General features: G+C 66.9%; 17 protein-coding genes. 9 read left to right on the top strand and 8 right to left on the bottom strand.

The genetic code is table 11. From position 1 onward, the window contains the following. Positions 1 to 172: 172 nt before the first annotated feature. Positions 173 to 1,627, bottom strand: a complete 1,455-nt coding sequence (locus OVA31_RS11200) for a glutamate synthase subunit beta (protein ID WP_267631158.1) — start codon at positions 1,625 to 1,627, stop codon at positions 173 to 175. Further along, positions 1,620 to 6,206 (bottom strand): glutamate synthase large subunit, encoded by a 4,587-nt coding sequence (gene gltB, locus OVA31_RS11195; RefSeq protein WP_267631157.1) that lies wholly within the window; start codon positions 6,204 to 6,206, stop codon positions 1,620 to 1,622. The genes OVA31_RS11200 and gltB overlap by 8 nt, the downstream gene beginning before the upstream one ends. Positions 6,207 to 6,629: 423 nt before the next feature. Between gltB and OVA31_RS11190 the strand changes: the two genes are divergently transcribed. After that, positions 6,630 to 7,682, top strand: a complete 1,053-nt coding sequence (locus OVA31_RS11190) for an alpha/beta hydrolase (RefSeq protein WP_267631156.1) — start codon at positions 6,630 to 6,632, stop codon at positions 7,680 to 7,682. A 1-nt stretch (position 7,683) separates the two neighbouring features. On the opposite strand, the gene OVA31_RS11185 is transcribed toward OVA31_RS11190, so the two are convergent. Continuing rightward, positions 7,684 to 9,876, bottom strand: a complete 2,193-nt coding sequence (locus OVA31_RS11185; protein ID WP_267631155.1) for a DUF2254 domain-containing protein — start codon at positions 9,874 to 9,876, stop codon at positions 7,684 to 7,686. Between the two features lie 95 nt (positions 9,877 to 9,971). Here OVA31_RS11185 and OVA31_RS11180 point away from each other — a divergent pair, with 95 nt between their 5' ends. Together OVA31_RS11180 and OVA31_RS11175 are read left to right on the top strand one after the other, a co-directional pair. After that, positions 9,972 to 10,607: a response regulator gene (locus tag OVA31_RS11180; protein ID WP_267631154.1), complete on the top strand. Its 636-nt coding sequence runs from the start codon at positions 9,972 to 9,974 to the stop codon at positions 10,605 to 10,607. Beyond that, positions 10,591 to 11,853: a sensor histidine kinase gene (locus tag OVA31_RS11175; protein WP_267631153.1), complete on the top strand. Its 1,263-nt coding sequence runs from the start codon at positions 10,591 to 10,593 to the stop codon at positions 11,851 to 11,853. The genes OVA31_RS11180 and OVA31_RS11175 overlap by 17 nt, the downstream gene beginning before the upstream one ends. A gap of 10 nt (positions 11,854 to 11,863) precedes the next feature. On the opposite strand, the gene OVA31_RS11170 is transcribed toward OVA31_RS11175, so the two are convergent. After that, positions 11,864 to 13,210 carry a carboxylesterase family protein gene (locus OVA31_RS11170; RefSeq protein WP_267631152.1) on the bottom strand — a complete coding sequence of 449 codons (1,347 nt, stop codon included), beginning with the start codon at positions 13,208 to 13,210 and terminating at the stop codon, positions 11,864 to 11,866. 201 nt (positions 13,211 to 13,411) lie between these two features. Here OVA31_RS11170 and OVA31_RS11165 point away from each other — a divergent pair, with 201 nt between their 5' ends. Further along, positions 13,412 to 13,891 (top strand): hypothetical protein, encoded by a 480-nt coding sequence (locus tag OVA31_RS11165; RefSeq protein ID WP_267631151.1) that lies wholly within the window; start codon positions 13,412 to 13,414, stop codon positions 13,889 to 13,891. An 87-nt stretch (positions 13,892 to 13,978) separates the two neighbouring features. Here OVA31_RS11165 and OVA31_RS11160 read toward each other — a convergent pair whose 3' ends face one another. After that, positions 13,979 to 14,449: a hypothetical protein gene (locus tag OVA31_RS11160; protein ID WP_324290219.1), complete on the bottom strand. Its 471-nt coding sequence runs from the start codon at positions 14,447 to 14,449 to the stop codon at positions 13,979 to 13,981. Between OVA31_RS11160 and OVA31_RS24680 the strand changes: the two genes are divergently transcribed. Next, positions 14,448 to 14,714 carry a hypothetical protein gene (locus OVA31_RS24680; RefSeq protein ID WP_324290218.1) on the top strand — a complete coding sequence of 89 codons (267 nt, stop codon included), beginning with the start codon at positions 14,448 to 14,450 and terminating at the stop codon, positions 14,712 to 14,714. The two genes, OVA31_RS11160 and OVA31_RS24680, sit on opposite strands and share 2 nt — an antisense overlap. A 91-nt stretch (positions 14,715 to 14,805) precedes the next feature. Here the strand turns inward: OVA31_RS24680 and OVA31_RS11155 are convergent, their stop codons facing one another. Then, positions 14,806 to 15,684: a LysR family transcriptional regulator gene (locus OVA31_RS11155; protein ID WP_267631149.1), complete on the bottom strand. Its 879-nt coding sequence runs from the start codon at positions 15,682 to 15,684 to the stop codon at positions 14,806 to 14,808. 99 nt (positions 15,685 to 15,783) lie between these two features. Here OVA31_RS11155 and OVA31_RS11150 point away from each other — a divergent pair, with 99 nt between their 5' ends. Continuing rightward, a complete protein-coding gene (locus tag OVA31_RS11150) occupies positions 15,784 to 16,986 on the top strand; it encodes an MFS transporter (RefSeq protein WP_267631148.1) in 1,203 nt (400 codons plus the stop codon). Positions 16,987 to 16,999: 13 nt separating this feature from the next. On the opposite strand, the gene OVA31_RS11145 is transcribed toward OVA31_RS11150, so the two are convergent. Then, a complete protein-coding gene (locus OVA31_RS11145) occupies positions 17,000 to 17,620 on the bottom strand; it encodes a PadR family transcriptional regulator (protein WP_267631147.1) in 621 nt (206 codons plus the stop codon). Between the two features lie 127 nt (positions 17,621 to 17,747). Here OVA31_RS11145 and OVA31_RS11140 point away from each other — a divergent pair, with 127 nt between their 5' ends. Beyond that, the gene (locus OVA31_RS11140) at positions 17,748 to 18,872 is read left to right on the top strand and encodes an aromatic ring-hydroxylating oxygenase subunit alpha (RefSeq protein ID WP_267631146.1); all 1,125 of its coding nucleotides are present in this window, start codon (positions 17,748 to 17,750) and stop codon (positions 18,870 to 18,872) included. Between the two features lies 1 nt (position 18,873). Beyond that, a complete protein-coding gene (locus OVA31_RS11135) occupies positions 18,874 to 19,845 on the top strand; it encodes a PDR/VanB family oxidoreductase (protein ID WP_267631145.1) in 972 nt (323 codons plus the stop codon). A gap of 17 nt (positions 19,846 to 19,862) precedes the next feature. Here OVA31_RS11135 and OVA31_RS11130 read toward each other — a convergent pair whose 3' ends face one another. Then, entirely contained in the window at positions 19,863 to 21,413 is a 1,551-nt protein-coding gene (locus tag OVA31_RS11130) for an HNH endonuclease signature motif containing protein (protein ID WP_267631144.1), read from the bottom strand. A gap of 117 nt (positions 21,414 to 21,530) precedes the next feature. Here OVA31_RS11130 and OVA31_RS11125 point away from each other — a divergent pair, with 117 nt between their 5' ends. Further along, on the top strand, positions 21,531 to 22,331 hold the full coding sequence (locus OVA31_RS11125; protein WP_267631143.1) for a PIG-L deacetylase family protein: 801 nt from the start codon (positions 21,531 to 21,533) through the stop codon (positions 22,329 to 22,331). Positions 22,332 to 22,334: the final 3 nt, after the last annotated feature.

The raw sequence follows: 22,334 nt of genomic DNA, 5'->3' as shown, positions 1-22,334 counted from the left end.
TCGGGGCGTCTGGATGCCACCGGTACGGGAGCACCCCTCCACTCTGCTACATGTCCGACCCTGTGCACCACATATCCGTGGATGAACCACTCTTGCCCGGCATCCTTCGTACCCGAAACAAACGAATCAGTTGGGCGACTCGGCAGTTCGGTGACTCAGCAGTCCGGGTGACTCAGCGTTGGGCGGCCTGGGTCGGGACGATCGGCGCGGGCAGATCGGTACGGCCGGCCAGGAACGTATCGGCGGCCGCAGCTGCCGATCGACCCTCGGCGATGGCCCACACGATCAGCGACTGTCCGCGACCGGCGTCGCCTGCCACGAACACACCCGGCACACCGACGGCGGCGAAGTCGTCGTCGCGCTTGATGTTGCCGCGCTGGTCGTATTCGACGCCGAGCTTGTCGAGGAAATCCGCACGCTCGGGTCCGACGAAGCCCATGGCCAGCAGGACCAGGTCGCACTCGAGCTCGAACTCGCTGCCCTCGACCTTCTCGAACCGTCCGTCACGCATCACCACCTCGTGCGCCTTCAGAGCGGTGACCTTGCCCTCCGCGCCGGTGAACTCCTCGGTGTTGACCGAGAAGACACGCTCGCCGCCCTCCTCATGCGCCGACGACACGCGGTACATCAGCGGGTAGGTCGGCCACGGAGTCGACTCGGCGCGCTCGTTCGGCGGCTTCGGCATGATCTCGAACTGGTGCACCACCTCGGCGCCCTGGCGCAATGCGGTGCCGAGGCAGTCCGCACCGGTATCGCCGCCACCGATGATGACGACCTTCTTGCCCTTGGCGGTGATCTGTCCTTCTACGGTGTCGCCGAGCTGGATCCGGTTGGACTGAGGCAGGAACTCCATCGCCTGGTGCACGCCGTCGAGCTCACGGCCCGGGATCGGCAGGTCACGACCGATGGTGGAACCGTTGGCCAGCACGACCGCGTCGAAGTCCGCTCGCAGTTGCTCCACGGTGATGTCGACGCCGACGTTCACGCCGGTCCGGAAAACGGTGCCCTCGGCCTCCATCTGGGCCAGACGGCGGTCGATGTGCCGCTTCTCCATCTTGAACTCCGGGATGCCGTAGCGCAGCAGTCCACCGATCCGGTCGGCACGCTCGAACAGCGTGACGTCGTGTCCGGCACGGGTGAGCTGCTGTGCGGCAGCGAGACCCGCGGGACCCGAGCCGACCACGGCGGCCGAGCGGCCGGTCTTCTCGGTGGGCAGCACCGGGGTCACCCAGCCACTCTCGAAGGCGTTGTCGATCAGCTCGACCTCGACCTGTTTGATCGTGACGGCCGGCTGATTGATGCCGAGGACGCACGAGGCCTCACACGGCGCCGGGCACAGCCGACCGGTGAACTCCGGGAAGTTGTTGGTCGCGTGCAGCCGCTCGATACCCTCACGCCATTGGTCCTTGTAGACCAGGTCGTTCCACTCGGGGATCAGGTTACCCAGCGGGCAACCGTTGTGGCAGAACGGGATACCGCAGTCCATGCAGCGGCTGGCCTGGGTCTTCAACTCCGACTTGTCGAAGTCGGTGTAGACCTCTTTCCAGTCCAGCAGCCGCAGCTCGACCGGACGACGGTCGGGAAGCTCCCGCTCGGTGTGCTTGAGAAAACCTCTGGGGTCAGCCACGTGCGGCCTCCATGATCGCTTCGTTCACGTCTCGTCCTTCGCGCTCGGCGGCGTCGATAGCCTGCAGCACGCGCTTGTAGTCGCGCGGCATGACCTTGGCGAACTTGCCTTGCGTCGTCTCCCAGTCGTCGAGGATCGCCGCGGCGACCGGGGAATCGGTCTCGGCGCGATGTTCTTTGACGATGCCCGCCAGGAACTCGACATCCTCGGCCTCGAGCTCCTCGATCTCGACGAGTTCGGTGTTCAGGTTGTCCCCGAGCTTGCCGAACGGGTCGTACACGTAGGCGATACCGCCCGACATACCGGCCGCGAAGTTGCGCCCGGTGTCGCCGAGCACCACCACCCGACCACCGGTCATGTACTCGCAACCGTGATCGCCCACGCCCTCGACGACGGCGGTCGCGCCCGAGTTGCGCACGCAGAACCGCTCTCCCACCACACCCCGGAGGAAGATCTTCCCCTTGGTGGCGCCGAACCCGATGACGTTGCCCGCGATGATGTTGTCTTCCGCGACGAATCCCTCTGGCGCGTTGCGCGCCGGACGCACCACGAGGCGTCCACCGGAGAGTCCCTTGCCGACAAAGTCGTTCGCGTCGCCCTCCAGCCGGAGCGTGATGCCCTTGGGCACGAATGCGCCGAAGCTGTTACCAGCCGAACCGGTGAAGTCGATGATGATCGTGCCGTCCGGAAGCCCTTGTGCGCCATAGGTCTTGGTCACCTCGTGACCGAGCATCGTGCCGACGGTCCGGTTGACGTTGGTGATCTTGGAGCCGAAGGAGACGCGAGTGCCGTGATCGATGGCCTCACGACTCTGGGCGATCAGCTGCTGATCGAGCGCCTTGTCCAGCGAATGATCCTGGGCCCCGGAGCAATACAGGTCCTGGTTCATGAATGGCGACTCCGGCATCGCCAGCACCGACGACAGGTCGAGCTTGCCGGCTTTCGCCGAACCCCAGTGCGCCAGCGCCTTTGCCGTGTCGAGGGTCTCGACGTGCCCGACCGCCTCCTGCAGGGTCCGGAAGCCGAGGCGGGCAAGCAGCTCACGCACCTCTTCGGCGATGAACATGAAGAAGTTCTCGACGAACTCCGGCTTGCCGGTGAACCGTTCCCGCAGCAGCGGGTTCTGGGTGGCCACACCGACCGGGCAGGTGTCGAGGTGACACACGCGCATCATGATGCAGCCGGAGACCACCAGCGGAGCGGTCGCGAAGCCGTACTCCTCGGCGCCGAGAAGCGCCGCGACGACGACGTCGCGGCCGGTCTTCAGCTGCCCGTCGACCTGGACGACGATGCGGTCGCGAAGACCGTTGAGCAGCAGGGTCTGCTGGGTCTCCGCGAGACCGATCTCCCACGGTGAACCCGCATGCTTCATCGACGTCAGCGGCGTCGCGCCGGTGCCACCGTCGTGGCCCGAGATGAGCACCACGTCGGCATGGGCCTTGGAGACTCCAGCTGCCACCGTGCCGACCCCGACCTCGGAGACGAGTTTCACGTGAATCCGAGCCTGCGGGTTCGCGTTCTTCAGGTCGTGGATCAGCTGCGCGAGATCCTCGATCGAATAGATGTCGTGGTGCGGCGGCGGCGAGATGAGGCCGACACCCGGCGTCGAACCGCGCACCTCGGCCACCCACGGATAGACCTTGTGCGGCGGGAGCTGACCACCCTCGCCGGGCTTCGCGCCCTGCGCCATCTTGATCTGGATGTCGGTGCAGTTGGTCAGGTAGTGCGACGTCACGCCGAAGCGGCCGGAGGCGACCTGTTTGATCGCACTGCGGCGCCAATCGCCGTTCTCGTCGTGGTGGAAACGGCGGGTGTCCTCGCCGCCCTCGCCGGAGTTCGACCGACCGCCGAGACGGTTCATGGCGATGGCCAGCGTCTCGTGGGCCTCGGCCGAGATCGAGCCGAAGCTCATCGCTCCGGTGGAGAACCGCTTGACGATCTCGCTCGCCGGTTCGACCTTGTCGATCGGGATCGGATCGCGGTCACCGAAATTGAAGTCGAACAGGCCACGCAGTGACGCCATCTTGGACGACTGGTCGTCGACGAGCTTGGTGTACTCCTTGAAGACCTTGTACTGCCCGGTCCGTGTGGAGTGCTGCAGTTTGAACACGGTGTCCGGGTTGAACAGGTGGTATTCACCCTCGCGACGCCACTGGTACTCGCCGCCGACCTCGAGCTCACGATGCGCCCGTTCGGTCGGCCGCTCGGTGAAGGCCAAGGCGTGCCGGGTGGCGACGTCGCCGGCGATCTCGTCGAGGCCGATGCCGCCGAGCTGGCTGTTGAGACCTGTGAAGAACTCGTCGACGGTGTCCTGCGACAGACCGATGACCTGGAACAGCTGTGCGCCGGTGTACGAGGCGAGGGTGGAGATACCCATCTTGCTCATCACCTTGAGCACACCCTTGCCTGCGGCCTTGATGTAGTTCTTGCGCGCTGTTGGGAAGTCGATGTCGCCGAGAACGCCCCGCTCGACCATGTCCTCGATCGACTCGAAGGCCATGTACGGGTTCACGGCTGCGGCACCGAAGCCGATCAGCGTCGCCGCGTGGTGCACCTCGCGGCAGTCGCCGGACTCGACGATGAGCCCGACGCGGGTGCGCTTGCGCTCACGCACCAAGTGGTGGTGGACGGCCGCGGTCAGCAGCAGCGACGGGATCGGCGCGAGCTTCTCATCCGACTCCCGGTCGCTGAGCACGATGATCGACACGCCGTCGGCGATGGCGGCGCTCACCTTGGTGCGCACCTCGTCGAGTGCACGGCGCAGCCCGTCGCCACCCTCGGCCACCGGATACAGGCCGTGGATGTGGGCGCTGCTGAAGTCCGGCAGCTCGTCGTTGTCGTCGATGCGGACGAGCTTGGCGAGCGTGTCGTTGTCGAGGACTGGCTGCGGCAGCATGATCTGCCTGCACGACTCGGGACCGGGATGGAGCAGGTCGGCCTCGCGACCGATGGTGCCGCCGATGCTGGTGACGACCTCTTCGCGGATCGCGTCCAGCGGCGGGTTGGTCACCTGGGCGAACATCTGCTGGAAGTAGTCGAAGAGCATGCGCGGACGCGCCGACAGCACCGCGATCGGGGTGTCGGTACCCATCGAGCCGATCGCCTCGGCGCCGGTCTTGGCCATCGGCGCGACCAACAGGTTGAGCTCTTCGTTGGTGTAGCCGAACACCTGCTGGCGCAGAGCGACCCGGTCATGGGCCATGTGCACGTGCGGCAGCGGGTCGACGTCGTCGATGTGGACCAGGCCGGCGTCCAGCCACTCCTGGTACGGGTGCTCGGCGGCGAGTTCGTCCTTGATCTCCTCGTCGTCGACGATGCGCCCGGCCGCGGTGTCCACCAGGAACATCCGGCCCGGCTGCAGGCGCATCTTCTGCACCACGTCGGCGTGGTCGATGTCGAGCACACCGACCTCCGAGGCCATCACCACGAGACCGTCCTTGGTGACCCAGACGCGGCTCGGGCGCAGCCCGTTCCGGTCGAGCACCGCGCCGACCACGGTGCCGTCGGTGAAGCAGACCGATGCCGGTCCGTCCCACGGCTCCATCAGCGCCGAGTGGTACTCGTAGAACGCCTTGTGCTCCGGCTTCATCGACTCGTGGCGCTCCCACGCCTCGGGGATCATCATCAGCACCGCGTGCGGCAGGCTGCGACCGCCGAGATGGAGCAGTTCGAGCACCTCGTCGAAACGTGCGGTGTCCGACGCACCCGGCGTGCAGGTCGGGAAGATCTTGTCGGCCACGTCGCTGTCACCGAACGCACTGGCGTCGATCAGCGCCTCACGCGCCCGCATCCAGTTCTCGTTGCCGGTGACGGTGTTGATCTCGCCGTTGTGCGCGACGCGGCGGAACGGATGGGCCAGCGGCCACGACGGGAAGGTGTTGGTCGAGAATCGCGAATGCACCAGCCCGAGAGCGCTCTCGAGGCGCGAATCCTGCAGATCCAGATAGAACTCACGCAGCTGCGGGGTGGTCAGCATGCCCTTGTAGACAAAGGTCTGACCGGACAGGCTCGGGAAGTACACGGTCTCGCGGCCCGGACCGTCGGCCCCGGCGCCCTTGGTGCCCAGCTCGGCCTGGACCCGCTTGCGGACCACGAACGCCCGCCGCTCCAGATCCATGCCTTCGGCGCCGGCCAGAAACACCTGCCGGAACGTCGGCATCGCGTCACGTGCCAGAGCGCCGAGCGAGTTCTCGTTGGTCGGCACCTCGCGCCAGCCGAGCAGGGTCAGCCCCTCGGCCTCGATGATCTTCTCGACGCCCTCGCAGGCCACCCGGGCGTCCTCGGAGCCCTGCGGCAGGAACGCGATACCGGTGGCGTACGCGCCCTCGGCAGGCAACTCGAAGTCGACGCTCTCGCGCAGGAACCGATCAGGAACCTGGATCATGATCCCGGCGCCGTCGCCGGTGTTCGGCTCGGCGCCCGCGGCGCCGCGATGCTCCAGGTTCACGAGTGCGGTGATCGCCTTGTCCACGATGTCGCGGCTGCGTCGTCCGTGCATGTCGACCACGAATGCGACACCACAGGAGTCGTGCTCGTTGACCGGGTCATAGAGCCCCGTAGGGCCCGGAGCATGCTTCATAAGTTCGCCTCACTCTGTGCGCGACGCTGCGCACGCAATCACCGTTATGTGTCCTTGGGACACCGTTGACGTGTGTCCGTGGACACCGACCACCGGCTTGTCGCGAATCCCCCCGAATCCTTGGGCTGACCTGGGAGTCTTCTCCAGCCATGTAGCGGTGTCCGTGTCAGCGTCGTTGCTGACGGCGCACCCGGGATAGAGCTGCTCTACCCGGCACCACCCTGCTCTGCGAAAGCATTGTGAGTCATTTTCTCACGCCGGGTACCAGGTATCGAAATCCGGATAGCACAACCGTGATGATTCCGCAGCGTACCCGCCATCTCGGGCCCCTCCGGCCCCTCTCTGCCCACCCAGTATCGACCGGTCCGGCCGACTGCGTCGGATCCACCCCTGCGACTCCCCGGATCCTCTAGCGTCGACAGGGTGCGAACGCCCACCTCGGAGCAGTGGTGGCCGCCCTCCGAACGCGGCTCGTGGCGCTCCCGTGCGATCAACGGATACCTCTCGCGCGTCTCCCACCCGTTGATGACGGCTGCGGGCCTCGGTGGTGCCGTTCCACCCGCTGCACTGATCAGTGCGATGCGGCCCGGGGTGAACCGCTCACTGGTCGCCATGTCGCCTGCACCGTCCGGGACGACGGTGGAGAGCGTGCGGGACGTCTTCTACGACGGCGGACGAGTCCGACCCGGTCGGGTACGCGGCGAGTGGGTCGGTGCACATGCCGGCCCGGCCCGGCCCGCGACGGCCGAGCGGACCATCATCTACTACCTCCACGGCAGCGGATACGTCGTCTGCTCAGCCCGGACACACCGTGGCCTGGTCGCCCGGCTCTCCCGCCGTACCGGCTGGTCGGCATTCAGCCTCGACTATCGCCTGGGCCCCGAGTACGTCTTCCCGGCCGCGGGTGACGACGCGATCCGCGGCTATCGCTGGCTGTTGGCCGCGGGCTTTCGTGCCGAACGGATCGTCGTGGCAGGCGATTCGGCCGGTGGCCACCTCGCGGCCGATCTGTTGGCGGACAACCATCGCACCGGCACGCCGCAGCCTGCCGGGGTGGTGATGTTCTCGCCCCTGTACGACCCGACGTTCGAACTCGCGGTCGCCAGTCAGCTCCGCGGAGTGCGTGATCCGATCATCGATGCCGTTGCGGCACAGCGAATCCTGCGTCTCTACACGGGATCGGCCGAACCAGACCACCCGAGGATGCGGATCGCGCTGAACACCGAGATGACGCTCCCACCGACGCTGATCCAGGTGGGGGCGCTCGAGGTGATGGGCGACGACGCGCGGGCGATGTACCGCGAGTTCCGCGCGGCGGGTGCCGATGTCCGGCTGCAGGAATGGCCCGACCAAGGCCATGTGTTCCAGATGTTCCCGCGCTTCTCTCGCGAATCCGGCCGCGCGGTGGGTCTGGCGGCCGACTTCATGACCGGGCTGCCGCTGCCGGCGGCGGTGCGGCCTCGCAACGCCGTGTGAGCTACGGCCCGTCCTCGCAGCGTTCGTCCTGGGTCACGGGGCGGCGAGGATCCTGCGTCGGAACCCACAGGCTGCCCCACTCCGATCCGTAGCCCTGACGGTCTGCCGCGGAGGCCAGATCACGGTCGAGGTCGTCGGGCCAGTCCCGACGGGCCTGGGCATCGAGCATCGCCGACCGCTCGTGGATCGGAGCCTGCTGGCCGGTTGCGCACGCCGCCAGAAGGGTGGTGAACAACGCCCTGAGCCGACGCTGCACCTGCGCCTGTCCGGTGCTGTGCCTGCGGATCTCGTCGGTGCCGATCGCCAGATAGTCGGCCCACGTGCGCCGGACGCCCGTGACGACCGCCCCCGACTCGGCGGCATCCGCGGCGCGCACCCGAGGCGCCAGCATCAGCAGGAGTTCCTCGGTGTGATCGAGCGCCTGCACGACGACCGTCGGATCGTTGCCTCCCGACGACATCGCCTTGAGCGCGATGTCGGAGATCGCCTGCAGCGCAGCGGCCGGACTCACCGACGGTTGATGCGCATCACCGAAGAGCAGACATCTGAGTACCCGCGGCGTGTCCACCTCCGCGACGTCACCCCGTACCTCGACCACCGGGACGCCCTGCGGGACATGGTCACCCACCGCAACCAGGACCTCGATCCGGACACCCCAGTCGGCCGCGTGACGCTGAAGTCGTGCGACGTCGACCGCCAGCAGGATTCGGCCGCGCGTCGCAATGTCCTGCATCGTGATGACCGCCACCGGGAGTTCGACCGCATCGACGACGGGACCAGGTGCCACCGCACCGACGGTCTCGGCGAACTCGTCGAGCGGGTACTGGCGGTACACGGCGGCCCGGCCGTCGTGCGCGATCCACCTGAGCAGGTGTGCGGTGTTCAGGATGGCGCCGACCTTGACGACCAGAGCGATGAACAGATACGCGCTGACGGTGGTCAGCACGAACGCTATCGCCGTGGACAGGCCCGGGGTTGGCCCATTCGGGTCACCGACCGACAGATCGATCGCGATGATCACGCTGTAGACGAAGGTGGCGAGGAAGAATCCGGTTGACCACCGCATGACCGGTTCCTGCTGGAGCATCGGGATCACCCGCACCGAGATCGACGAGGCACCGAACTGCATGGCCAGGGTCACCGCGGTGAACACCAGGCCGGTCAACGTCGCCATCGACCCGGCGATCACGCTCAGCAAGGTGGCGAGGGTCCCGGCGTCCACCTGGAGCTCCAGGAACTCGTCGAGCCCGACGGTCACCCACGCGGCGACGATGGCAGCGGTCACCAGGACGACGGGCAGACGCCAGGTCGGCACGGTACGCAACTGTCGCCGAGTACGCCGCCACCTGATCGCGGAGGCGAGCGCTCCCGGCACCCGCTCCGCGAGATCGGGGGCGACCGGTGACGGCGGTGGAGGCAGCGCGGGCTTGTCGGGCACACCGAACCGGCCGGCGACCGCCTCCTGCGCGACGATCTTCCACCGCATCAACGGTTCCCGAAACCGCTCCTCGCGGGAGATCGACTTCGCCAGCTTGCGGTGCCGGGTGCGGTAGCGCCAGCGCGCCCACGGCGAGTGCGGGCGGGCGAGACGGATCGCGCCGAACCACAACAGGACCGGGACGAACAGGCCCGCGAGACCCGTCCACACCTTGCCCTTGAGGAGGGTGATGGTCGCGAGCGCGACGTTCATCACCACGACGACGAGGACCACGATCCGCGTCGCCGCGTCCTCGGCGTCGCGGTACTCACCGACCACATCGGTCACCCCGAAAGGCTGCAGCCCCAGGAGGAACAGCAGACCCACCGCGATCGCGACGAACACCGCGTCGATCGATGTTCGCCCCTCCTCGGACCAGTAGACGTCGCGCAGGTGGAGCAGAAGTGCGAATTCGTCGAGGACGAGGGCACTTCCGATGCCGAAGAGAGCGGCGAGCGTGCAGTCCAGGACGGGTGTGCGGAACGGGTCGACAGCCACGAATCCGAACCCCGACAACAACATCAGCATCATCCCGAAGAAGACGTGATGGACATGGACCCCGCCGGGCGTGACGTTCCCCGGCCACCAGCTGACCTCCGCGCGGATCATCCGCACGCTGAAACGGATGAACAAGAAGGTCAGCACGAAGGCGATGAGCAGGAAGAACAGCGGCAGTCGACCTGTGTCGACGATCGTCTGATCGAACCACCGCGCCATGATCAGACACTACTGCGTGGCCGGCCGCCCGGTTAGGCGATTCCGGGGTGGTGGATTTGCGGTCGCGAGCCCGGGTGCCACCCTATTCTGAGCCGATGGACCTGGTGACCGTGGTCGTCGTCGACGATCACCCCTTCTTCCGCGACGGGGTCGCCCGTGGGCTCACCCAGAGCGGGCGGGTGCGTGTGCTGGGTGAGGCGGGCGACGGCACCGAGGGATTGGAGGTGATCCGCCGGGAGCTGCCGGACGTGGCCGTCGTCGACTATCAGATGCCCGGCATGACCGGGGTGGAGGTTGCACACGCGGTGGCCCGGGACGGATTGCGCACCAGGGTGCTGCTCTTGTCGGCCGTCACCGACGGTCCGATCGTGTTCCGGGCGTTGGCGGAGGGCGCGGCGGGCTACCTGGCCAAGGATGCCGACCGCGACGACATCGTGGGCGCCGTGACGCGAGTGGCCAAGGGCGAGACCGTGGTGCCGCCCGAACTCGCCGCGGGCCTCGCAGGCGAGATCCGCATCCGATCGCAATCGGACGCGCCCGCACTGAGCGAGCGCGAACGTCAGGTGCTGACCGGGTTCGCACGCGGCCAGTCGATCCCGCAGGTAGCCGCCGAGCTCTACATCGGCGCGTCGACGGTCAAGACGCACACCCAGCGCCTGTACGAGAAACTGGGCGTCTCCGACCGCGCGGCCGCCGTCGCCGAGGCGATGCGCCGTGGCCTCCTCGAGTAGCCCGGCGCCCCTTCTGGGGCTTGCCGAACTCGCCGACGAACAGCGGATCGACACGATCCTGATCGATCACGCCCTGCAGGGCATCCGGATTCAGGTGCTGCTGCGTCTTCTGCTGTCGGTGTTCGTCCTGTTGTCGGTGGCCCTAGAACCCCCGGTCCACAGCGCAGGGATCTGCATCGCGATCGCCGCGGTCTATGTGGCGTGGTGCCTCGGGGGTGTGGCCGTCGCACCGCGCGCCGGCATTCTCGCCATCCGATTCGCCTGGCTGACCCTGTTCCTCGACCTCGTGGTGCTCGTCGCGGTGACGGCCGTCGCCAGTCAGTCGGACGAGAGCAGTTGGACCGCAGATGTTCTGGTGACCGGTTTCGCGATCGTCCCGATGATCGCCGCGATCGGCATGCGCCCCATGGTGTGCGCGGCGGTGGTCGTCCCGACGGTGGTGGTCTACTTCGTCGCCAACGCGATCGCGCGTGTTCCCAATGGACGGCCGTGGTCGGTGATCCTGCTGAGCACCTTGGTGATCGGCATTCTCGCGCTCGGCGCCGTACTGCTCTCGCGACTCCAGCGCTCCCGGGTGGTGACCATCGGATCCCTCGCCGCCGAACGCAGTCGGCTGCTCGACGAGGTGATGCAGATCGAGCACCGCGAGCGGCGAGATCTGGCCGAGCACTTGCACGACGGCGCGCTGCAGTACGTTCTCGGCGCGCGCCAGGAACTGGCCGTACTCGCCGCCGGAAGTCCCGATCCGCAGGTCGTCGGGCGGATCGACGAGGCACTCGGCGAATCCGCGCGCCTCCTGCGCTCCACGCTCGGGGAGTTGCACCCCGCGGTCCTGGACCAGTCGGGCCTGGCCGTCGCGCTCATCGACCTCGCCGACTCGATCGAGCGACGGGGCGCGTTCACGGTCTCGGTCGACACCGTCGGCTGGCCCGACGGCATCCGGACGCCGGTCGATGCGGTGCTCTTCGCGTCCGCGCGGGAGTTGCTGACCAACGTCGTCAAGCACGCACAGGCGGGCACGGTGCAACTCACCGCGGAAGTGGACGAGGGCCGTGCGCGGGTGGTGGTGGTCGACGACGGCGTAGGTGTCGACCCGCAACTGTTCGACCAACGTGTCGCCGGTGGCCACATCGGTCTGGTGTCCCGGCGGGTACGGCTCGAAGGACAGGGTGGGAGACTCACCGTCGCGCCGCACCCCGCAGGCGGAACGGTCGCGATCGCCGAGGTGCCGGTCGGGGAGCTCTGAGGATCCCGCCTCACTCCCTCCCGAACCTGATCAACCCCGGCACGTCGGCGGGTGATGTCCACCCTGCCCGCGCGAAATCGGCCCAGATCGCACGGAGTCGACGACCGTTCGCCTCGACCTCGGACCACCTGTGCCCGACCAGGACCGGCGCTCCGTCCCACGTCGACTGATCGCCGAACAGCAACGGGATGTCGACGGTGTGCGCTGCCCGCAATGGGTCGCCGGGGACGCCCCATTCCAGGACGTACTGCGCCGCGAGTCCGCCGACTCGTCTATGGCGCCGAATGAAATCCTTTGCGGCACTGGTGTACACCGCCTTGGTGGCACCTCGCACGATCAGCTCGTACAGCGCCGGCCCGGCAACCGGGATCTTCTGCAGCCCACCGAGAACGGAGATCCCGGCGGTGAAGAACGCCGCCTCACGCTCGTTCCAGCCGATCAGGACCTCCACGTCGGCGGCTCGCTGCTCCCATGCGGCGTCGACCTCGTCCTCGGCGGGCAGCGGCGCGTGCCCGTACTGCGTGCCGAACGCCATCAGCGCCCCCAGGCCGTAGCGGAGCAGGGCGGGGTTGCGGGCCAACGCACTCTGCGCGGCCAGGACGTCGTCGATGGGCGTGGTCGTATCGATCTGGCGCGTCGCGTCGACCATCGCCGCACTCAGGCCCGCGCGCCCGCGCGCGAGACCCAGAGGGGCGCTTTGCATGATCACCCGCCGGAACAATCCCTCGGTACCGTCGGCGATCATCAGGTGCGCCGCGGCATCCGCGCCTGCGGACTCGCCAAAGACGGTGACGGCGTCGGGATCACCGCCGAACGCGGCGACGTTCCGTCGTACCCAGCGCAGCGCCTCGATCATGTCCAACAGGCCGAGATTCGCCGGGCGGTCGACGTCGTCGCCGACGAAGCCGAACAGCCCCAGCCGGTACGTGATCGACACCACCACAACCCGTTGCTCGGCAACGAGATTCGCTGGATCGTGACACGGCGCATCTGCGGCGCCGAGCACATAGGAACCACCGTGAATCCACACCATCACCGGCAGCGACTCACCCGGCTCGCGGTCGGCGGGGACGGTGACCGACAGTCGATGGCATTGTTCGTCCTCGGGCACGTCGCCGAGGGCTGCGTCCCCGAACCGACTCCGGAGCAGATCCTCGGTCTCGTTCTGTGGACAGGCCGGCGACCAGGATGTCGCGTCGATCGGTTCCGCCGACGATGGTTCCGGCACTGGCACCTCGAACCGATCGGCACTCGCATACGGGATGCCCGTCGCGCGGATCACGTCACCGTCCATCCGGGCGACGACGTCGCCCGCCGGGCAGTCGATGGTGAGGGTCAGGAAACCGGTGTCCGTCATGGTGCTCCTCCGCGTTCGGCTATCCACCGATCCATTGTTCTCCACGGCTGCGCTCCACCGCGTATCCCCCGATCGGTGGACGCCGCTGTCCACCGGCGAATCCGCCGGTCGGCGGAGGTTGCCGAGAGTCGTTTCACGGGAAAGTTCTCGGTGCCACCCGGACCACACAGTCCACACCGAACCGAACGCCAGGAGAAAACCATGAACACCACCGCCCGCCGCATCACCGCAGCCACCGCCGGGATCGCCGGAATCGCCGCAGCAGTCGGCATCGGACTCATCGGCACCGGAACCGCGAATGCCGGCACCATGCCGGTGACCCACCCCGGTGAGCCGTCGATCGCGATGACCATCACCAACCACACCAACAAGGCCGAGCACCTCGTCGGTTCGGGCACCAGCGGCAACGGCGTCTGGGTCAACGGTCCACGGCAGACGCTCGGACCAGGCGCCAGCGAGACGATCACCGCAGTCGCCCCGCACGGCAACAAACTCGCCATCAGTGTCGCGTACAAGATCGGAGTCGGCGGCCCCACTGCCACCTATGAGGTGCTCAATTCCCAGTCCAACACCAACACCGGCACCAGCGGTATCTCCGGACCAGGGGCCTCGCAGTACTGGATGAGCCACAACTTCGGCAGCCACTACCCGGCCACCAACGTCGGCTTCGATCAGTGGTGACCAGACGCCGGTGAGCAGCTGTCATCCCACCACAACGGGCCCGCGACCATCACGGTCGCGGGCCCGTTCTGCGGTTGTCAGGAGCGATCAGGGGATGAGCGAATCCAGCGATCCGAAGGCTCCGCTTGCGCCGGTGGCGGCGAAGTTCGTCGTGCAGCCGTTGAACGACACATTGTCGACGTTCACCTTGCCGGTCTTCTCGTTCGGCTGGCTGGAGATGCCGTAGTAGTCGACCACGGTCTTGTGGTTCGCACTGTTGGCGGCCGCAGTGAGCTTCTCGAGCGTGGCGTTCGTGCCCTTCGTGATGCCGGGCAGGTCACGAGTCGCCCACCACTGATTCGACGAGGCGGCATTCTCCTTGCCGGCGCCCGCCGGAGCAGACCAGACAAATGTCGCGAAACCACTCTTCTCCCCGGTGTTGGCGCCGGTCACGCGTATTTGCCAGTTCGCGTTTCCGGCCGACTTCTCGAATGTCAACGGCTTCTTCGCGACGTCGGCCAGAGGCAGCTGACCTGCGGCGTGATACGACGCCTCGCGCGGCTTGTCGGCGGTGGTCATGAATTCCAGCGACCCATCGTCGTCGACGACCTTTGTCGCCGTCACCTTCCCCGCCTGGCCCCGCTCGTCGGAGAAGGTGTTTCCCCACCCGTTCGCGCTGGTAGGCGTCGAAGTCTTGGCGCAGTTCATGTCTGAAACCGGCGCCGCCGTCGCCATTGTCGGGAATGCCAGGCTTGCGGCCCCCAAGGCTGCACCCACAACAATTCCTCGGATGACATTACGTCGCATTCTGTTCATCGCCTCCAGTTCATTATTCGGCAGATAGCCTCTCCGAAACTAACAAATCAATCCATCGATAAACACCCCATCGCAATGGAGATCGAGAAAGAGAATGGAGAAATGACATTAGAAAAGTTCTAATCAGGTGAAATGCGCCCGATGACGAAGTCGCGAAATCTCTCGGCGGCGTCGGGCAGGGGACGCGGCCGCAACCAGGTCAGGCCGATCTCGCGTGACTCGCCGGTCAGCGGGATGAGGGCAACGTCGGAGCTGCGATCGGCGTCGTCGACGGGCACGACCCCGATCCCGAGTCCCGCGCCGACGAGGCCGGTGATGGTCGCCAGCTCGGCGGAGGAGAAGGCGATCGTCGGGACGATATCGGCTGCCGCGCACAGTTCGTCGAAGATCCGACGCATGCCGAATCCGCGCTCCATCACGATGAACTCCTCGTCGGCCGCCTCCGCGAGACCGATCGTGGTGCGATCGGCGAACCGATGATCGGACGGCACCACCAGGGCGAGCTTCTGCTCGGCGATCGCGTACCAGGCCATGTCGGTGCGCATCGGGCGCGGCGACACGATCGCGAGGTCGGCGTCTCCGCCGATCACATGGTCCACGACAGTTGCTGCCGCGTCCTGGGTCAGGGTGAACCGCGCCTCCGGGTTCTCATCGCGGAACCGCCGGATCAGATCGGGCACCAACGTGACACCGAAGGAATGCAGGAAGGCCAGCCGCACCACCCCTCGCGCCGGCCGCCGCATCTCGTCGATCTCGCGATGGGCGGCATCGAGTTGCACCCGCGCCCGGCGAGCACGTTCGAGGTACACCTGCCCGAATCGATTGAGCACCAGACGCCGACCGTGCCGATCGAAGAGCGCCACACCGACGTCTCGCTCCAACCGTGCGATGAAACGCGACAGCGTCGGCTGCGAGACATGGGCCTGCTCACCGGCGGCGGTCAGGTTCTCCGCCTCGGCGATAGCGATGAACCAATCGAGTTCGTGGTGCACATTCATCCTGGCGATCTATCTTAGCTGCAATTATTCAGAGATGAATGATCTGGGAGAGATCCATTCATTTTGAGGTGCAGACGGGTCGGGTGACGCTTGACCACGATGACCACGAGAACCACCACCTCCGCCCCGAACACCCGGCACACGCTGGGCTCACCGGGCTATCGGCGCGCCACCACGGCACTGTTCGCCGCAGGCATGACGACGTTCATGGCCCTCTACTACGTGCAGGCCCTCCTGCCGCAGCTCTCCGACCACTTCGGGGTCTCGCCTGCCACCTCAGCGCTCGCCGTCTCACTGACCACCGGGTTCCTCGCCATCGCGATCATCCCGGCGAGTGTGCTGTCCGAGCGGTACGGGCGAGTGCGGGTGATGGTGATCTCGGCGCTCGCCGCGTCGATCATCGGCATCGTGCTCCCGTGGTCGCCGTCCATCGAGGTACTCCTCGCCGGCCGTGCGTTACAGGGTGTGCTGTGCGCAGGCGTGCCCGCGGTGGCGATGGCCTACCTCGCCGAGGAAGTCGACGGCGCATCCCTCGGCACGGCGATGGGTCGCTATGTCGCGGGCACCACGATCGGCGGACTGACCGGTCGTCTCGTCCCCGGTGTCGCGGCCGATCTGGTGTCGTGGCAGTGGGCGCTGGAGGCGGCCTGCCTCGTCTCGCTGGGTTTCGCGCTCGTGTTCTGGCGCACGGTCCCCGCATCGCGCTTCTTCAGTCCCCAGCGTGTGGCACCACGGATCACGGTCCGGAACCTGATGAACCATCTACGCGACCCCGGCCTGCTCCCGCTGTTCGTCCTCGCCTTCGTCCTGATGGGCGGGTTCGTCACGGTCTACAACTTCATCGGCTACCGACTCCTCCGGCACCCGTTCGATCTCAGCGAGGCGACCGTCGCGGCGGTCTTCCTGATGTACCTGGCGGGGACGTTCTCGTCGACCTTCGCCGGCCGCTTGGCCGACCGGAGAGGTCGCAGGCAGGTACTGATCGTCGCGGTCACCACCATGCTGGTGGGACTCGCCCTGACCGTGCCCGACCGTCTACTGCTGGTGCTGATCGGCATGCTGCTGTTCACCGGCGGGTTCTTCGCGGCGCATTCGGTGGCCAGCGGGTGGGTGTCCGCGCGTGCCACCGCTCACCGGGCCGAGGCCTCGTCGCTCTACCTCTTCCACTACTACCTGGGCAGTTCGGTGGTGGGCGCCCTCGGCGGGCTCGTGTTCGCGGCGTTCGGTTGGACGGGGGTCGCGACCTACGTTGCGGTGCTCGTCGTCGTGGGACTGGTGCTCACAGTGCTGTCGCGACGCTGAACCCGATGGACCGCTAGATGGCAGTACCCTTCGGCGGGGCCGCGTCCACCCCGTCGCGCTCGAGCCGATCGATCAGCTCGAGCCCCTTGTGCGCCCAGTCGATTTCAGACTGCGCGCGACTGATCATGCCGTCGTAGGTATGTGCCTTGTAGGCGACGATCCGAGCACGCTCGCTCCCGGGATACCTGTGAAGGCGGCGCACGATGGCGGGGTCCGTCTGGGCCGTGATCCCGTCGCGCACCTTGGTGAGCAGGTCGACCTGTTCGGTGTGGTAGTCGATGTGCCGTCGCAGGATCTCGCGCGCGGCATCGGGATCGGCCCACTCGAAGTAGGCCGCCTGCATGTGGTGGGCATCGCGGACCGGAGCGTGACCGAGGGGTGTGTTCATCCACGCCCGGAATGCCTCGATCCCCTCGTCGGTGACGCTGTACTGGGTCTTCGTGCTGCGCGGACCCCAGCGGACCTCCTCACCGGCGACCAGCCCGTCTCGCTGCATCCGCCTCAACTCGGGATATATCTGCGAGTCGGGAGCGTGCCACACGTGGCCCACCGAACCGCCGAATTGCTTCGCGGCGTCATAACCGGTCAGCGGCCCTGCGGTGAGCAGGGCGAGCAGGGCGTGACGAAGGCTCATGTCTCCTCGCGGGGTGGTTCGTGTTGCGGATCACTATATCGGTAGATAGAGTGTGCTCCACCTCACCGACTAACTATCGATATAGCTATTCGGTGACAGCAGCCGAACCCCAACGCAAGGACCTCTCATGACCGATCTGGGACCCGGCGGAGCGACCGCCACCAACATGGACTTCCCATTGGACGCCTGGTACGTCGCCGCGTGGGATCACGAACTCTCCACCGCCACGCCGATGGCACGGACCGTTGCGGGCAAGCCGATGGCGCTGTACCTCACCACCGAAGGGCGGCCGGTGGCGTTGGCCGACGCGTGTTGGCACCGGCTGGCCCCGCTGTCGATGGGCACGCGCGTCGGCGCCGACGAAGTGCAGTGCCCCTATCACGGCCTCCGGTACAACTCGGCCGGGCGGTGCACCCATATGCCGGCACAGGAGACGATCAATCCCTCCGCGATGGTCGCCTCCTATCCCGTCGAGAAGCGATATCGGTTCTTCTGGGTCTGGCCGGGAGACCCCACTCTGGCAGATCCAGCCCTGATCCCGGACATGTTCCAGATGGATTCCCCCGAGTGGGCGGGCGATGGGCGCACCATCGAGGTGGAAGCCAATTACCAACTGGTGCTGGACAATCTGATGGATCTGACCCACGAGGAGTTCGTCCACTCGTCCTCCATCGGCCAGGACGAACTCAGCGACTCGGGTTTCGCCGTCACCCACGATGAGCGGACCGTCACGGTGAGTCGGTGGATGCACGATATCGACGCACCGCCGTTCTGGCTCAAGAACATGCGTGACAAGTTCCCCGGTTTCGAGGGCAAGGTCGACCGCTGGCAGATCATCGAATTCCAGGCACCCGGAACCATCCGGATCGATGTCGGCGTCGCCAAGGCCGGCACCGGCGCACCCGAGGGCGACCGCAGCCAGGGTGTCAACGGCTTCGTGATGAACACGATGACTCCGGTCGACAAGAAGACCTCGCTGTACTTCTGGGCCTTCATGCGTGACTACTGTCTCGACAGCCAACTGATCACCACTGCTCTTCGTGAAGGCGTCCACCGGGTGTTCGGCGAGGACGAAGCGATGCTCACGGCGCAGCAGAAGGCGATCGAGGCACACCCCGACCACGAGTTCTACAACCTCAACATCGATGCAGGCGGGATGTGGGTGCGGCGCATCATCCAGCGGATGATCGAGGCCGAGCGGTCCGATGCCGCTGCCGACATCGATGGTCTCGCCACCCAGGTCGTGAACTGACATGACGGACAACAAGATCACCTGGCAGCGCGGCCGCGTCTCCTCCGTCACCGCCGCTGCCGACGGGATCGCCGAGATCGTGATCGCGACCGAGCGAGCCGACCGGGTCGCCCCGGGCGCACACGTCGACGTCCGCATCGACGATGGTGACATCCGGTCGTACTCCGTCGTCTCCGCCGGAACCGACGGCCGGAGTGTCACGCTCGGGGTGCGCCTGTCTCCGACGTCGCGCGGTGGGTCGCGGTTCATGCACTCACTGCGACCCGGCGACGGGATCGAACTGACCGCGCCGATCCAGAATTTCCCGCTCCGAATCGGCGCAGCACGCTACGTCTTGCTCGCCGGTGGCATCGGGATCACCGCGATGGCCGCGATGGCGGCGGCGCTCCGGCGAGTCGGCGCGGATTACCGGTTCGTCTATGTCGGACGCCGCCGATCCGACATGGCCTTCCTCACCGAACTCGTCGCCACACACGGCGACCGCCTCGAGGTCCGTGCCGACGATGAAGGTCATGGGCTCGACGTCGCGTCACTCGTCCGCGAGGTCGACACGCACACGGAGATGTACATGTGCGGACCGATCCGCCTGATGGACGCCGTACGACGCGCCTGGCTCGACCGCGAATTGCCGCTGCCGAACCTCCGCTACGAGACATTCGGCAACAGCGGCTGGTTCGAGGCCGAGGACTTCGTGGTGACCATCCCGCGCCTGGATGTGACGGCTTCGGTCGGAACGGGCGACTCCCTCCTCGGCGCCCTCGAGCGGGCCGGTGTGGACATGATGTTCGATTGCCGCAAAGGGGAATGCGGCCTCTGCCAGGTCGACGTCCTCGAGACCGATGGCACCATCGACCATCGGGATGTGTTCTTCAGTGAGAAGCAGAAGTCACTGTCGGACAAACTCTGCAGCTGCGTGTCGCGAGTGGTGCATCCCGGTGGTGGTGGCGGCAGGCTCGTCCTGGATGTGCCCTGAAGTAGCAGCGCCCGGATTCAGAAGGGCGGCGGATTCGCCGCGTTCCAACGATCCATCGCCCGTTTGTCGGCACGTTTGATCGACGTCGCACGTCGAGCGCGGAGGGCGTCGATGCGTCGTCGTGCGGCATCGTCCGGCGGCCGGCCGGTGCGGGTGAGAGATCCGAACAAATCGCGTCCGGTGAACGCGTTGCCCAGGTAGGTGTGGCCGGCGGGCGACTGGAAGAACACCTCACCGAGGGGATCGTGGTAATCGCGCCAGCCGACCGCGAAGGTCTTGATGCGGTGGTGAAAACGGCACAGCGGCTTGAGGTTTCGCGAGTCGGTTGGCCCGCCCTGGGCGAACGGGATGTCGTGGTCGACGTCGGCGTGGAAGGCGCGGTTGTTGCAGCCGGGGAAGCTGCAGCACAATTCACCCGCCCGGACCTGGTCGGCGAGCTTCTTGCTCGGCGCATAGCGGTCGATGCGCCGGGGCTCGGCCACGATATCCGGCCGGATGTACGTGCGTCGCGCCTCCTCGACGAGTCGGCGGGCGGTGTCAGCATCGAGAATGCCTTGGCCGTCCAGGAAAGCCGGATCGTCGTCGAGACCGAGGAGGCTGCTCAGATTGACGACGATGTGGAAGGTCGGCCGCGGCGCACACGGTGACGGGGTTTCATCGGGCTCGTTGTCGGCGACGGATGCGGAGCCGGCGTCAGCGTCGATGTCGGCGGCGTCATGGTCGGGGGTGCAGGTTTCGCACCGGCAGTCGAGAGTGGTGGCCCCGTGAGCCAGCGCGACCAGCGCATCAGCGCGCCGTTGGGCAGCGGTGCGGGGATCTTCGGCATGCACCGCGGCGGCCATCGCGGTCAGGCGCGCGTCGACGGCGGCGGCCTGTTCGGCCGGTAGCGAACCGCCGATGCGAGACTGGCCCGGGGTGTGGCGGTCGGGTGGCACACTGATGTTTCGCTCGGAATCGACGAGTTCGCGGCGTCGGCGGGTGGCCGCGGGATCGTGGGTGGCGATGTGTTTGTCGATCATCACCAGGAAGCGGGCCATCGACATCGGCTCGCGGGACTCGATGTCGGCGGCGATGATCTTGTCGAGCAGGTCGAGTTTCTCGGGGGTGCACAGGGCGGTGCGACGCACCACTGCGAGAAAGCGGGGCAGGTCGATGCGTCCGGCGCCCAGGGTGGCACCGATGAACGGCAACTGGTGGCGCAGCACGCTGCCGGCTTCGATGAACTCCCGCGCGCGGGCCGGGGGCACGGTCAGCGCGGCGCCGACTTCCGCGATGGCGGCTTCGAGGCCGTTGGGGCCGAAGCGGGCGCGCGGGTCTTGTCCGGCGGCGGCACGCGCGGCGAGGCGCTCGAGGTTGGCCAGCGACGTCGATTGTTCGCCGAGTTCTGCGGCCAGGCGCACGAGATGGTCTTGTTCGCGTTCGTCGTGAATGAGACTGGCGGCCTGCAACATCCGATAGTCGGCGGCCGCGCGCACCGCGGTGCTGTGATGGAGCACCTCGACCAACTCGGTGGCCGAGTGGTGCTCATCGTCGGCCATCTGGGCCAACGCGGGCGCGGTCGATTGCATGACACAAATCTATCGGCGGCCACCGACAATTTTCGTCGCCGCAGGTCAGACACGTTCCGAACGGTGGATGGCAACGGTCACCGAGAGCGTCGAAACCGCACCGAGCATGATCTACCCATGAGCACAATCGTCTTTGTCCATGCCCACCCCGACGACGAGGGCACGGCCACCGCGGGAACCATGATCCGAGCGGCGCGCGAGGGTCACCGGGTCGTGGTCGTCTACTGCACCGACGGAGACCCGGGCGACGTCCCCGACGATCTGGCGCCTGGCGAGACGGTGGCGAGTCGACGGCGCGGCGAAGCGGAGGCCTCGGCCGCCATCACCGGCACCGCGCGGGTGGAATGGCTCGGATATGCCGACTCCGGAATGACCGGCTGGGCGCAGAACAACACCGACGGCGTATTCGCACGCGCGGACCCGGACGAAGCGGCCCGCCGACTGGCCGACCTTCTCGATGAGGAGAGTGCAGACGCAGTCGTCGGGTATGACTGGCACGGTGGCTACGGCCATCCCGATCACGTCATGTTGCACAGGACAACGCTCGCCGCCGTGGAACTCGCCGCGAAGCGCCCCCGCTACCTCGAGGTCACGATGAACCGCGACCTCGTGCGACAACTGTTCGTCCTCGCCGCCGAGAGGGGCATGGAGGGATTCGACCCGGACACCCGCGGCGACGACGGCAATCCGATCGGCACTCCCGAGAGCGAACTGCACTGGGCCGTTGACCTCGGCGACGACGTGATGACCAAACGCGAGGCCCTCGCCTGCCACGCCAGTCAGACCGATGTCCGGCAACTCCTGGCGATGCCGGTCGAGATGTTCCCCGTCGGTTTCGGAACCGAGCACTACATCGAACCCGGCAGGCCGCCGGGCATGGTCCGGGGCTGGTGGCTCGACGATCCGTGGGCCGGTTAGCCG

Source organism: Gordonia sp. SL306, assembly GCF_026625785.1.
GTDB lineage: Bacteria > Actinomycetota > Actinomycetes > Mycobacteriales > Mycobacteriaceae > Gordonia.
Note: the sequence above shows the minus strand (reverse complement) of the source record. Positions and strands in the feature narration are given on the sequence as shown.